Raw genomic sequence first — 12,886 nt, 5'->3', positions numbered from 1 at the left:
GTTTCAGGCCGGCTTGCGCCACACGGAGATGTGCTGTGCGGAGTCCTGGGTGAACGGTGCCCCGTTCCAGTCCGCAACGCGCCGTTCCAGTTCGAGCCCCGCGATCCGTGCCATCAGGTCGAGTTCCGCCGGCCACGCGTACCGGTGCCGGGAGGCGTCGCGGCGATAGCGCCCGTCGTCGCCGTCGCGGGTGAGGTGATGCGAGACGAGGATCTGCTCGACCAGGTCGAAGGTGTCGAAGCCGAGGTGCCGTTCGGAGACGTCGAACGGCACCGCGACCTGCCCGGGAGGCAGGAACCGCAGCGGCGGAACACCCAGCTCGACGACGAACCGGCCGCCCGGCGTCAGATGGCGCGCGGCGTTGCGGAAGCACTCGACCTGTTCGTCCTGCGTGAGCAGGTTCGTGATCGTGTTGTAGACGAGATAGACCAGGGCGAACTCGCCGGGGACGACGGTCGTGGCCATGTCCCCGATGGCGACCGGGAGCGTGTTCTCGTCCAGCTTCTGCCGCAGGACCGCGGCCATGTGCTCGGAGAGTTCGATGCCTGCGACCTGCACGCCGCGTTCGCGCAGCGGGACGCCCACGCGTCCGGTTCCGATCGCGAACTCAAGTGCCCTGCCGTCTCCGGCGAGTTCGGCGAGAAAGGCGAGAGCTGGTCCGAGAGCGGCGGCCGAGGAGTTTTCGCTCTCCTCGGCGTCGTAGCGGTCGGCGGTCGCACGGGTCCACAACTCGCTGCTCGTCATGGGAGGCCACTCTGGCGGGCGCGGCGGGCACTGTCGACGCATGTACGCTCCGGCTCAGAGCACATGTCGCCACCGGCACGCCGATCAGGGGAGGGGCGGCCCTCCGGCTGATGGTGGCTCCGTACGGCTACTTCGCCGGGATCTTCTGCTCGAACCAGACGACCTTGCCGCTGCTCAGCCTCGTCGCGCCCCAGCGCAGGGCGAGTTGATTGACCAGGAACAGGCCACGGCCGCCCTCGTCCCCGGGGTCGGCGTGGCGCATCCTGGGCACCTGGGGCGAGTCGTCGGTCACCTCGCAGCGGAGCACATCGGTGCGCAGCAGCCGCAGCGAGAGGGGCCGCGAGGCGAAGCGCACGGCGTTCGTCACGACCTCGCTGACCATGAGTTCCGTCGGGTCGATCAGGGACTCGAGACCCCAGCGGCGCAGGGCCCTGCGGGTCAGCCTGCGAGCCTGTCCCGCGGTCATCGGGTGCGGCGCGAGGTACCAGTACCCGACACTGTCGGGCGGGAAGCCCTCGAACCGGGCGGCGAGCAGGGCGATGTCGTCGTCCCGGGTGCCCGGGGTCAGGGTGCCCAGTACGTGATCGCACAGCACTTCCAGCGAGGCGAGCCCCCGGGCGGTGCCCTGGAGCCGGACCCGCAGCGCCTCGACACCGCTTCCGATGTCCGTGTCGCGGGACTCGACGAGTCCGTCGGTGTACAGGACCAGGGTCGCCCCGGTGGGCGCGGCCATCTCCACCGATTCGAAGACGACGCCGCCGACGCCGATCGGAGCACCGGGCGGGACGGCCAGGACCTCGGCGCGGCCGTCCTCGTACAGCAGCACCGCGGGCGGGTGACCCGCGTTCGCCATCAGCAGGCGGTGGGATATCGGGTCGTAGATCGCGTACAGGCAGGTCGCGATGTGGTCGCTGCCCAGCCGCTGGGCCTGCTCGTCGAGGTGGTGCAGGACCTCGTCGGGCGGCAGATCGAGTCCGGCGAGGGTCTGCACGATGGTACGCAGCTGGCCCATGATCGCGGCGGAGGTCATCGAGTGGCCCATGACGTCGCCGACGATCAGTGCGACGCGGTTGCCGGGGAGCGGGATCGCGTCGTACCAGTCGCCGCCGACCTGGGCGGTCTTCGAGGCGGGCAGGTAGCGGCTGGCGAGCCGGATGCCGGTGGGCTCGGGCAGCGACGACGGGAGCATGGTGTGCTGGAGGGTGTCCGCCACGGCGGCCTCGTGGCCGTACATCACGGCCTTCTGGACCCCGAGCGCGGTGTGCGTCGCGAGCTGTGAGGCGACCAGCAGGTCGTCGCCGGTGAAGACGGGGCGGTCCGTCCCGCGGAGCAGGACGACCGTGCCCATGACGTGATGGCGGCCCTGCAACGGAGCGATGATCAGGCGGTGGCCCGGCGGCGGCTTCACCGGTGGGTCCGTCCCCTCTCCGAGCAGTTCGGCGACGGCGGGCGCGTTGCCCGGCGCGTCACCGAACGCGGGACGCCCGTCCCGCAGCAGTTGCGCGAGCCGGCCGCTGCCGGCCGGTTCGACCCGCTCGGCGACGTCGGGGAGCGGGGGAGCGGGCGGAGACCCGTCGGCCGGCGGCGCAGGCGTGGAGGCCCGGTCCGCGCTGTGCAGCTGGAGGACGATGGGCGCCACCGACTGCTCCGTGCCCAGCGGCAGCGGATCGTCGAGGTGGATGAATATCGCGTCCGCGAACGCGGGCACGGCCGCCTGCCGCAGTTCCCGGAGCGTCTCGTCCAGATCCATCCCGCGGGCGATCCGGCGCGTCGCGACATCGAGGTACCGAAGGCGGTCGGTCTGCGGCACGGCGCCGTCGGTCACCGCGGCAGGTGCGGCGAGGCCCTGCGGCGGGGTGTCCTCGTGGGGGGTGTGGTGCTCGGTCACGCGTTCTGTCCCGTCCAGTGGGTGGCGCGGTCCACGGCTCGGACCGGGCCTCCTCAGTCACACCGTTTGCAGCAGAGGAAGACCTGTTCCTCGGGCGGGACGTCGGCCACCGCGGGGGCGTACGTGTACGAGGTCTCCTTCACGATCTCGAAGCCCGCCGCCTCGATGATCTTGTGCAGGTCCTCCCGCAGATAGCCGGAGACCCTGATCGTGTTCCCGAGGAACGGGATCGAGAAGTTGTCCACATCGGCCTCGACCATCGAGAGGACGAACAGGCCGTCGGGAGCGAGCAGATGACGGACTGTCCGCAGGGCGAGGGGAATCTCCGCGCGCGGCAGCATCAGCAGCGAGAAGAAGGCGGCGACGGCGTCGAAGCGGCCGAGGTCGCTCGGGCCTCCCGGCCGCAGGTCGGCGAGGTCCAGCTGATGGAACGTCGCGTCCGGGACGTATTCGCGCGCGAGCTTCACCATGCCGCCGGAGAGGTCGACGCCGACGACCTCGAACCCGGCGTCCGTCATCTGGCGCGAGGTCGGCACCCCCGTGCCGCAGCCGAGGTCCAGGACCCGTGATCCCTCGGCCAGTGATCCGATCAGCCACTCGCCCGCGGCCACCTGGCCCTCCTTGTGCGGGAAGGCCTCGTCGTAGCGGTCGCCGATGGCGTCGAAGGCCTCGGCCTGGCCGCTGCGATCGAGCCGGACGCTCTCGTAATCAGTCCCGTGATTGCTGTTGATCACGAAAGGAACCTTTCATGGGGCCTGTCGGATTATTCCATAATGCGGATGAAAGCGACCATGACGGGATCTCCGAGCCTTATCGGTCGCTCAGGAGACGTCAATTCGAGACGATAGTCGTTCAGGGTTCGGCGAGATGCCCAAGTGTCCGAAATTGCTCGGTCGGCGGGAGGGCGCCGGTCCCGGCGTCCGGCCGTGACCGGCGCCCGAACTCGCCCTAGCTGCAGGGATGTTGGCGCATCAGGTCGGTGATGACACGACCGGAATCCGTCCCACCGGCACAGGTGGCCGGAGCGGGCCATGAGGACAACTCGCGCCCATGATCGGGGAAACAGTGAAGTGGCTGTCCCCTGAGCGGAGTTGGAGCCCGGACGGCAACGCGCCCGGCTCTCCGCCTCGGGTCCGCACACGATGTACGCGCCAGGGGGACGACGACCACCGCCCCGCCCGGCACACATCCCCACCCCGGTCCTGACAGGGCAGGCCGGCCCGCCTCGCCGTACCGGAACGCCGCATTCGTGGAAGGATCGTGTTCAGTCCCGGGTCCGAGCCAGGAAGGGCCCGCCACGGTCCCGCCCGCCGAAGGCCCGGGCCTTCGGTACGTGCTCGCGTGGACCCGGAGGTTGCTGTGGCAGTACACCGCGTCGGACTGGTCGTCCACCAGGGGCGGACCGCGGCCCGCGACGTCGCCCGCGCCGTACATACCTGGTGCGACGCGCGAGGCATCCGCTGCACCGAGATCGACGTCTGGGCCAAGGACCAGCGGCGTCGCGGCGGGCGTGCGGAAGCGGAAGCGGCCGGCAACCCGGACCTCGTCGTGACGCTCGGCGGAGACGGCACCTTCCTGCGCGGTGCCCGGATCGCCGTCAAGAGCGGCGCCAACGTGCTGGGCGTCGACCTCGGCAAGGTCGGATTCCTCACCGAGGTACCGGCCGCCGACGTCACGCGGGCGTTGCAGACGGTCCACGACGGACATGCCGCCGTCGAGGAACGCATGACGCTGACCATGCGCGCCTCCCGTGCCCTGGAGATCCCCGAGGGCATGGAGGCACTGCTCCAGTACGGACGGGGTGCCGGGCTGCCGCCGCCGCAGGTCAGAGCAGAGACGACGGAGGGGGACGGCTGGGGGGTGGCCCTGGACGTCACGGCTCTGAACGACATCGTCCTGGAGAAGCTGGCCCGGGACCGCCAGGTCAGCGTCGGCGTCTACCTCGCCGGACGGCTGCTCGCCTCCTACTCCGCCGACGCCTTCGCCGTCGCCACCCCCACCGGGTCGACCGCCTACAGCTTCGCCGCCGGCGGTCCCGTGCTCTCCCCGCACATGGACGCCGTCGTCTTCACGCCGATCGCGCCGCACATGACCTTCAACCGCAGCGTGGTCGCCGCGCCGGACGAGCCCGTCGCCCTGCGGGTGCTGCCCCACTCCGGCCAGGCCGCCGTCAGCATCGACGGCCAGCTGCGCGGCGTACTCGACCCCGGCGACTGGATCGGTGTCTTCCGGGCTCCGCAGCGGGTGTGCCTCATCCGGCTGGGGCCCACCGACTTCTACGGCCGGCTGCGTGACCGCTTCCGCCTCACCGACGCCCCCGCCACGGCCGCCGACGGCGAACCCGCCCCCTTCTTCCGCCCCGACACCCCGATCCCACCCGACCTCGCCGAGCTACGCCTGCCGCCTCCTTCGGCGGCTCGCTGACGGTGCGGGGCCGCAACCCGCGCGGGCCCGCACCGCTCGCGCCCGGCTGCCGACGTCGGGCCCGGTCGCGTGGGAGTTCGGGGTTTCCGGGAGATCGTGTCGATCCAGGAGTGTTCCGTTCGACGCACGGGTGAGAGCGGTAACCACGAACCCGAGGAGCACGGTCATGCCCGAGCTGCGCGTACACAACATCACGGTCTCGGTGGACGGCTACGCGGCCGGTCCTCATCAGCGTCTGGAGCACCCGCTCGGCGATGGCGCGGCCGGCTCGTCCGTCGCCGGCCGACTCGCGCGACCGGCCCGTGCGTCGCTGGCCGACCCGCGCGCCCGACTCGTGTGTCGCTGACCGACCCGCGCGACCGGCTCGTCCGTCGCCGGCCGACCTGCATGCCCCGCAGGCCCCGCTGCTCCGTGGCCGATCGTCATGGGGGCGGCCCGCGTCCCTCCCGTGAACCCGCGCCCGTGGGTCGGCCTCGTCGTGCGAGCCGCCTGGGCCTCGCCGGCCGCGGGCGGAGCCGCAAAGGTCTTGCCGCCGGTCCGGCCGACGTGGCTGTCACGGCCGACGCGGAGGTGCTCCGGTTCAGGAGCGCGCGACCGCGCCCGCCAGCCAGTCGTACGCCGCGTGTGCCGTGAACTCGGCCTGGCCGCCTCGCAGGAGCAGATCGGCCCGTGCGAAGGCGGGGTCGTCGGCCTGCGCGGCGACATAGGGGACGGCGATACAGCGCATGCCGGCAGCGTGTGCGGCGGCGGCGCCCGGTGCGGCGTCCTCCAGGACCACGCAGTCCGCCGGGGTGGCGCCCAGCCGTCGCGCCGCCTCGAGGAACACGTCGGGGGCCGGCTTGCCGTGCGCCACCTCATCGGCCGACACGACGGTCGTGAGCCGGGAGGCGAGGCCCGTCCCGGCGAGGATCGCTTCGATGGCCTCGGGCGAGGAACCGGAGGCCACGGCCATCGGGACCTCGGCGGCGGCCAGCAGCTCCACGAACGTCCGCATCTCCGGGTACACCGGCGTCGAGGCGCGGGCCAGCGCCAGATAGCGGCGGTTCTTCTCGGCGAGCAGGGCGTCGAGCGGGGCCGTCAGACCGTAACGCTCCTTCCAGAGCGCGATCGTCTCCTGCGTGCTGATGCCGACGTACCGCTCATGCTCGGCCCAGGTGAAGTCGGTGACGCCCTGCGCGGCGAGTGTCCGGCGCCCCGCTTCGAAGTAGTTCGGTTCGCTGTCCACGAGCGTTCCGTCGAGGTCGAAGATGACCGAGGTGTCGCCGAGAGTGCCCATGCGACAAGGATGCCCGGGGAGATGCGGCCCGGCTGCGCAGCGCACAGCCGTGCTCCCCGCGGTCCTCACCGTGACCACCGTGACCCTCCAGAACGCGCCCGCGGGTGCCGGACGTCCCGTGGTGGCCGGGTCAGTTCTTCGCGGCCAGCCCGATCGACTCCACCAGCGGCAGCAATCGATGAGGGACGCGCTCGCGCAGCGTCACCTCGGTGCGGGTGCGGACCACGCCGGGCAGGCTGATCAGTGCCTGGATCACATCCTCGAGGTGGGCGTTGTCACGCGCCGCGACCCGGGTGATCAGGTCGCCGCCGCCGGTGATCGAGAACGCCTCGATGATCTCCGGTACGGCGGCGAGCGCGTCGCCGACTTCGTCGAGATGGCCCTGTGTGACCTCGATGTGCACGAAGGCGAGCACGGGGTGACCGAGGGCGGCGGGGGACAGCGACGGGCCCGTCCCGGTGATCACTCCGTCCCGCTCCAGCCGGTCGAGGCGGGCCTGGAGCGTGCCGCGGGCGACTCCGAGGATGCGGGCGTATTCGCGGATGCTGGTGCGCGGCTGCTCCAGGAGCAGCCGCAGGATGCGGGTGTCGAGCTCGTCCACGGCCATGGTCCGTTGGCCTCCCTGTGGCCGACAATGATCATCTTCAACTGTACCAATGGCCCAGCCGAAATCGTGTCGGTTGAGCCAGTTCCGGGCTGCCGCTTACCTTGTGGGTATCGATGGCGCTGCGCAGCGCCGGACGGCAAGGACGCCGTACCGGACCCGCGGCGCCTTTCGCATGTGCGCTGCGCATGCCGAACCTGTACTGACGTGCGAAATGGGGGCGGGCCGCCGACGGTGAAGAAGATGTTCATGGCTCCGGATCCGGGACTGTTCCGGCTGCGGGTCTCGCTCCGGGCGGTCCTCGGCATCGGCCTGGCGGTGACCCTGTGCGAACTGGCCGGGCTCTCCCTCCCCGCGTCGATCACCGGCGGGCTCGCGGCGCTCCTCGCCCTGTTCACCGTCGGCGACCCGACGGTGCGCGGCCAGGCCGGAACCACCGCGCTGCTGCCCGTCGTCGGCTTCCCGGTCCTGGCGGTCGCGACGGCCCTGCACGGGGTGCCGACACTGCGGGACGCGACCTGGCTCGCCGTGGTCTTCTGCGGGGTGTACGCCCGCCGCTTCGGCCCGCGCGGGCACGCGCTCGGCATCTTCGCGTTCATGATGTTCTTCACCACCCAGTTCCTGCACGCCGTGCCCGGCCAGCTCCCGCAGCTGTACGCCGCCGTCGCACTGTCGCTCGCGGCGTCCTCGGCCGTGCGATTCGGCGCCTGGTGCGTCGAGCGGCGCAGCCCCCTGCCCGCCGCGCCGCGGCCGCTGGACGGACGGGGGCTGGCGCGCCCCGCCACCCGCCAGGCCTTCCAGGCCACCGCGGCCTGCGCCTTCGCGCTCACCGCGGGCCAGCTGCTGTCGCACGACCGCTGGTACTGGGCCGTCGGCACCGCGTGGTGGATCTTCGTGAACACGGCCTCGCGCGGCGAGACGCTCGTCCGCGGCTTCCGGCGCGTGCTCGGCACGCTCACCGGGATCGTCGCCGGGCTCCTGGTCGCCGTACCGCTGCACGGCGCCCCGGCGCCCACCGCCGCCCTCGTCGCGGTGTGCGTCTTCGGGATCTTCTACACGGCCGCGCCCTCGTACAGCTGGATGATGTTCTTCGTCACCGTCATGGCGGGATCGCTCTACGGGCTGCTCGGCGTGCTGCACCCGGGACTGCTGGCTCTGCGGCTCGCCGAGACCGCTGTCGGCGCGCTCGGCGCCGCGCTCGCGGTCGCGCTGGTCCTGCCCATCACCACGCACACGGTCACCGACCGGTGGATCGAGCGCGCCCTGCACGCGGTGCACGGCTGCACCGCGGCGGCGGCCCGGCGCCTGGCGGGCGACGCCCAGGCGGACCCGGCGCCGCGCGCGGGGGAGCTTGAAGCACTTCTGGGGCGCGTGCGGATGGCCCTCGCGCCCCTGGTGCATCCGCTCAACCCGATGCGGGAACGCAAGAAGAGGGCCCGCGCGATCCTCGCCCTGCTCGACGACTGCGCGCGCGAGGTGCGGGGTCTCGCCGCTGTCGCCGCCGACCCGGAGGCCTCGCACGACGCCCGCCTCACGGCGGCCTGCCGACGTGTCGAGACGGCGATGGAGTCCCTGGTCGGCGCCGTACCGGGAGGTGCCGTGACGGCTCACCACGGCGCCCCGGGTCACCACCCCGGTGCCGAGCAGGCGCTCGTCCACCTGCACGGCCTGGAACGGGCGCTCGTCGAACTGGCGACACCGCTGCGCGGCTCGCAGGTCATCGCCGCCTGAGATCTCCCGGGCCGCTTCCCGAGGCGTCGGACCGCTGTCCGTTCCCCTCCGCGGCATTCCTGTGCCCGTGGACACCGGCGCCCGGAATGAGGCAGATTTACCGGCCATCCACAGGGTGGATCACCGCACCCGCCGGGTAACTCCGCGGCTATCGGACGCACGGACTCCGCGGACCCGGGCGGGAGCGGCCGCGGGCGGAACTCTTGGGGGCGGCACCATGCGCGACTTCCCGCGCAGAACCACGGACGAAGAGCGCACCACCGGCACCGCGGACCTGGCGCACCCGGCCCCCGGAGGCACCGGCCCGGGCGGCTGGCTGGACCGGATACGGCACGGTGACGAGTACGGCGGCGAAGATCCGGAACGGCGGCGCAGACGCCCGCTGGACGGCCTCGCGGCGGCTCCCGCCGCCGACGGCCCGGCGTACGCCCGCGAAGCTCGTGGCGGCCCCGGTACGGACGCCACGGAGCCTCACGACCCGTACGCGCCCGGCGCCCCGGCGGACCGCTACGGGGACCCCGCGCGGTCGCGTTCACCGCACGAGGTCCCGGAGACCCGCCGGACGGACGACCTGTCCCTGTCCGCGCCTCCGGCCGCCGCCCGTCCCGGGGAGGCCGCCGCGGAGCTCCGCGCCCTCTCCGCGCGGGTCGACGCCATGGCGCGGCTGCGATCCGACCGGGGCGCCACCCCGATCCCGGGACTCCGGGGACGGCTGACCGCCGGGGGACCCGCCGCCGAGGCCCCGACCCGTCCCTCCCCGGACGCCGGCCGGACCGGGCCGGACCCGCGGGCCGACGTCCGGCGGGCCGGTCCCGCCCGGAACGACCCGGGCTCGGCCCCACCCCGACGCGTTCCGGAAGCGAGCACCCCTGACGTCCTCGGCGCCGCCGCCGAGTTCATCACGCTCCACCACATCGAGGAGCGCCTGGGGAATCCGGCCCGGCGGATCGCCGCCGTCCGCGCGGAGATCGCGGACACGGGCACGTACCGGCACACCACGCGGGAACTCGTCTTCGGCGCGCGGGTCGCCTGGCGCAACGCCAACCGCTGCATCGGCCGGCTGTACTGGCACTCGCTGAGCGTGCGCGACCGCCGGGACGTGCGGGACGCGGAGGAGGTCGCCGAAGCGTCGGCGGACCACTTGCGGGAGGCCACGCGGGACGGCCGGATCCGGGCGCTCATCACGGTCTTCGCGCCGGACACGCCGCAGCGCCCCGGCCCCAGGATCTGGAACGAACAGCTCATCCGGTACGCGGGCCACGTACGCCCCGACGGCGGTGTGACCGGTGACCCGCGCAACGTCGGCCTCACCGCGGCCGCCCGCGGGCTCGGCTGGCCGGGCGGCCCCGGAACCCCCTTCGACGTGCTGCCGCTGGTGATCGAGGACGCCGGCGCCGGGCCGCGCTGGTTCGCGCTCCCCGAGGACGCGGTGCTCGAGGTCGAGCTGACGCACCCCGATCACCCCTGGTGGCACGCGCTCGGGCTGCGCTGGCACGCGGTTCCCGCGCTCGCCAACATGTGCCTGGAGATCGGCGGCGTCTGCTACCCGGCCGCACCCTTCAACGGCTGGTACATGGGTACGGAGATCGGCGCCCGCAACCTCGCCGACACCGACCGCTACGACCTCCTGCCGTTCATCGCCGAACGCCTCGGGTTCGACACCAGCTCCGACCGCTCCCTCTGGAAGGACCGCGCTCTCGTCGAGCTCAACCGCTCCGTCCTGCACTCCTTCGACCGCGCGGGCGTCACCGTCACCGACCATCACACCGAGTCCCGGCGCTTCCTGACACATCTGGGACGCGAGGAGAGCAAGGGCCGCCGGGTGGGCGCCGACTGGTCGTGGATCGTGCCCCCGATCTCCGGCAGCGCCACGCCGGTCTTCCACCGCACCTTCGAGACCGTCGAACGCACTCCGGCGTACGTCCACCACCCGGAGGCCCTCGACCGGGCGCGGGGCGTGGCACCGCTCTGACACGCCGATCCGGCCGCCGCCCGGCGCACCGGTCTGGTCTAGACCGCAGCTCCCCGGCTGCTACCGTCGCCCCCGAGGACGCGGGACCGAGAGGGGACAGCAGTGACAGACGGCGCCAGGCGGCAACAGCGGGCCTTCATCGGCTCGTTCACAGCGGCGGGAGGCCTCGGCGTCCTCACCGCGACGGTGGACCCGGGCAGCGGCGCGCTCACCGTCCTGAGCGCGGTCGACGGCGTCCCCGACCCCTCGTACCTCGCGCTGTCGCCCGCACGCGACGTCCTGTACGCGGTCAGCGAGACGGCCGAGGGCGCGGTGGCCGCCTACCGCGTGCACGCCGACAAGCCGGAGCTGACCGGTCCGCCGATCCGGACCGGCGGCAGCGGCCCCACCCACCTCAGCGTCTTCGACGGACACGTCCTGACCGCCAACTACGGCTCCGGCAGCGTCACCGCCGTGCCGATCCGTCCCGGCGGCGGACTGGCGGGCGCCGCCTCCAGCGTGCTCCAGCACACCGGTTCCGGCCCCCACACACCGCGGCAACAGGGCCCGCACGCCCACCAGGTGCAGCCCGACCCGACCGGCCGCTGGGCGGTGAGCGTCGACCTCGGCACGGACTCCGTCCGGGTGTGCGCCCTCGACGGCGGAACGCTCACTCTGCACCGTGAGATCGCCCTGCGCCCCGGCTCCGGGCCGCGCCATCTCGTCTTCCACCCGCGCGGCGAGCACGCCTACGTCCTCAACGAACTCGCCCCGACCGTCACCGTGTGCCGCTGGGACGCCGCCGAGGGCTCGCTGCGGCCCGTCGGGGAGACGCCCGTGCTGTCCGGAGTCCCGGACGGTGACGCGTACCCCTCGGGCATCGTCGTCTCACCCGACGGCCGCTTCGTGTGGACCGCCACCCGGGGTCAGGACGTCGTCTCCGTGCTCACGCCCGACGCGGTGGGCGAGGGGCTCAGGCTCGTCGCCACGGTGCCCTGCGGCGGCGTCTGGCCCCGCGCGCTGGCCCTCGACCCCTCGGGCCGCTTCCTGTACGCGGCGAACGAGCGCTCCGGCGACGTGACCTGGTTCACCGTCAACCCGGACACGGGCGTGCCGCGCCGCGGCGGCTCGGTCGAGGCGCCCGCGGCGTCCTGCGTGGTCTTCGGCTGACCCGGCAGGGACGTTCGGCGGGGTGGGCCCCCGCGCGGCCGGATGCGCCTCGCTCCACGGGAAAGGGCCCCCTCCTGCCACAGGAGCGGGCCCTTCTTTCGTTGTACGGGCGTTCGGGTCGTTCGGGTGGTGCGGGCGTACCGGCCGGCTAGAAGGCCGGCGCCCCCTGGGTCTGCGGCGGCGCGATGCCCAGCGCCGACGTGTACTGGGCCAGCGCGAGCTTGCCGATCGCCGGGTACGGGCCGAGCGCCTCGGCGGCGCTGCAGCCGGCCTCCTTGGCGGCCGCGTCGAGCAGGCCCGCGTCGAGCTCCGGACCGATCAGGTACGGGGCGAGCGCGAGCTGCTGCGAACCGGAGCCGCGCAGCTGCTCGGCGATGGCCGCGATGGAGCCCTCCGCGTCGAGCGCCGCCGCCATGACCGGCACGGCGAGCCGCGCGGCGAGCAGCATGCCGGTGATCCCGGCCGCCTGCACGGCCTCCTCGCCGCCGACGGTGGCGAGCACGATGCCGTCCGCGGCGGTCGCCACGGTGAACAGCCGGGCGCGGTCCGCGCGGGCCAGACCGGCCTCGGACAGGCGCACGTGCAGGGCCTCGGCGAGCAGCGGGTGCGGGCCGAGGACATCGGTCAGTTCGGCCGCGACGCGGCTGTCCATGACCGCCTGGCGGACCCGGCGCAGCAGCGCGTTGTCCGGACCGGCGAGCAGCGGGACCACGATGCCGACCGGGCCGTCGGGCTCGGCCACGTCGGAACCGGCGGCACGGGCCTGCTCGAAGCGCGCGATGCGCTCTTCGGCGGCGTGGGTCAGCACGGACTGCAGCGTGGGGAACTCGTCGTCCCCGTCCAGGTACCCGATGCGGGCGTCGAGGCCGGGGAGCTCGGAGCGCGCGATGCTCACGACCTCCTCGGCGAGGCTGCGCGTTGCGGCGCTGGGAGTGCCCGGCACCGCGAGGACGAGCGCGGGCGCGCCCTCGGGAGCCGCCAGGGGTTCCGGACGGCGGTGCCGCCCGGGCTGGCGGGGTCGCGGCATTCGTACTGGCAGGCCGGACGCGGGCCCAGTGGGGGAGCTCATGGCGCCGCATGTTACTGGCTTCCTGGGCT

At 73.2% G+C, this 12,886-nt stretch carries 11 protein-coding genes; 5 read left to right on the top strand and 6 right to left on the bottom strand.

The genetic code is table 11. The features are described from left to right. Positions 1–3 precede the first annotated feature (3 nt). From ACWD68_RS23735 to ACWD68_RS23725, 3 genes are all read right to left on the bottom strand, one after another. Positions 4–744 (bottom strand): class I SAM-dependent DNA methyltransferase, encoded by a 741-nt coding sequence (locus ACWD68_RS23735; protein WP_451808443.1) that lies wholly within the window; start codon positions 742–744, stop codon positions 4–6. A gap of 127 nt (positions 745–871) precedes the next feature. Next, entirely contained in the window at positions 872–2,632 is a 1,761-nt protein-coding gene (locus tag ACWD68_RS23730) for a SpoIIE family protein phosphatase (protein WP_451808442.1), read from the bottom strand. 53 nt (positions 2,633–2,685) lie between these two features. Further along, entirely contained in the window at positions 2,686–3,366 is a 681-nt protein-coding gene (locus ACWD68_RS23725; protein ID WP_451808441.1) for a class I SAM-dependent DNA methyltransferase, read from the bottom strand. A 625-nt stretch (positions 3,367–3,991) separates the two neighbouring features. Between ACWD68_RS23725 and ACWD68_RS23720 the strand changes: the two genes are divergently transcribed. Next, entirely contained in the window at positions 3,992–5,056 is a 1,065-nt protein-coding gene (locus tag ACWD68_RS23720) for an NAD(+)/NADH kinase (RefSeq protein ID WP_451808440.1), read from the top strand. Between the two features lie 166 nt (positions 5,057–5,222). Next, the gene (locus ACWD68_RS23715; RefSeq protein WP_451808439.1) at positions 5,223–5,402 is read left to right on the top strand and encodes a hypothetical protein; all 180 of its coding nucleotides are present in this window, start codon (positions 5,223–5,225) and stop codon (positions 5,400–5,402) included. A 234-nt stretch (positions 5,403–5,636) separates the two neighbouring features. Here ACWD68_RS23715 and ACWD68_RS23710 read toward each other — a convergent pair whose 3' ends face one another. Further along, positions 5,637–6,332, bottom strand: coding sequence for an HAD family hydrolase (locus ACWD68_RS23710; RefSeq protein ID WP_451808438.1), 696 nt, complete (start codon positions 6,330–6,332; stop codon positions 5,637–5,639). A 130-nt stretch (positions 6,333–6,462) separates the two neighbouring features. Continuing rightward, positions 6,463–6,939: an Lrp/AsnC family transcriptional regulator gene (locus ACWD68_RS23705; RefSeq protein ID WP_451808437.1), complete on the bottom strand. Its 477-nt coding sequence runs from the start codon at positions 6,937–6,939 to the stop codon at positions 6,463–6,465. A 240-nt stretch (positions 6,940–7,179) separates the two neighbouring features. Between ACWD68_RS23705 and ACWD68_RS23700 the strand changes: the two genes are divergently transcribed. The 3 genes from ACWD68_RS23700 (at position 7,180) to ACWD68_RS23690 (ending at position 11,788) form a co-directional block, all read left to right on the top strand. After that, positions 7,180–8,667, top strand: a complete 1,488-nt coding sequence (locus tag ACWD68_RS23700; protein WP_451808436.1) for an FUSC family protein — start codon at positions 7,180–7,182, stop codon at positions 8,665–8,667. A 712-nt stretch (positions 8,668–9,379) separates the two neighbouring features. Then, the gene (locus ACWD68_RS23695; RefSeq protein WP_451808480.1) at positions 9,380–10,639 is read left to right on the top strand and encodes a nitric oxide synthase oxygenase; all 1,260 of its coding nucleotides are present in this window, start codon (positions 9,380–9,382) and stop codon (positions 10,637–10,639) included. Positions 10,640–10,741: 102 nt separating this feature from the next. Continuing rightward, a complete protein-coding gene (locus ACWD68_RS23690) occupies positions 10,742–11,788 on the top strand; it encodes a lactonase family protein (protein ID WP_451808435.1) in 1,047 nt (348 codons plus the stop codon). Positions 11,789–11,936: 148 nt separating this feature from the next. Here the strand turns inward: ACWD68_RS23690 and ACWD68_RS23685 are convergent, their stop codons facing one another. Further along, entirely contained in the window at positions 11,937–12,857 is a 921-nt protein-coding gene (locus ACWD68_RS23685; protein ID WP_451808434.1) for a sirohydrochlorin chelatase, read from the bottom strand. Positions 12,858–12,886: the final 29 nt, after the last annotated feature.

The sequence above is a fragment of the Streptomyces sp. NPDC005141 genome (genome assembly GCF_053599975.1).
Note: the sequence above shows the minus strand (reverse complement) of the source record. Positions and strands in the feature narration are given on the sequence as shown.

What these genes read in the sequence shown, in the direction of transcription:
- ACWD68_RS23685 (WP_451808434.1), bottom strand. Translation starts at nt 12,857, where the DNA reads ATGAGCTCCCCCACTGGGCCCGCGTCCGGCCTGCCAGTACGAATGCCG.
- ACWD68_RS23735 (WP_451808443.1), bottom strand. Translation starts at nt 744, where the DNA reads ATGACGAGCAGCGAGTTGTGGACCCGTGCGACCGCCGACCGCTACGAC.
- ACWD68_RS23710 (WP_451808438.1), bottom strand. Translation starts at nt 6,332, where the DNA reads ATGGGCACTCTCGGCGACACCTCGGTCATCTTCGACCTCGACGGAACG.
- ACWD68_RS23705 (WP_451808437.1), bottom strand. Translation starts at nt 6,939, where the DNA reads ATGGCCGTGGACGAGCTCGACACCCGCATCCTGCGGCTGCTCCTGGAG.
- ACWD68_RS23700 (WP_451808436.1), top strand. Translation starts at nt 7,180, where the DNA reads ATGTTCATGGCTCCGGATCCGGGACTGTTCCGGCTGCGGGTCTCGCTC.
- ACWD68_RS23715 (WP_451808439.1), top strand. Translation starts at nt 5,223, where the DNA reads ATGCCCGAGCTGCGCGTACACAACATCACGGTCTCGGTGGACGGCTAC.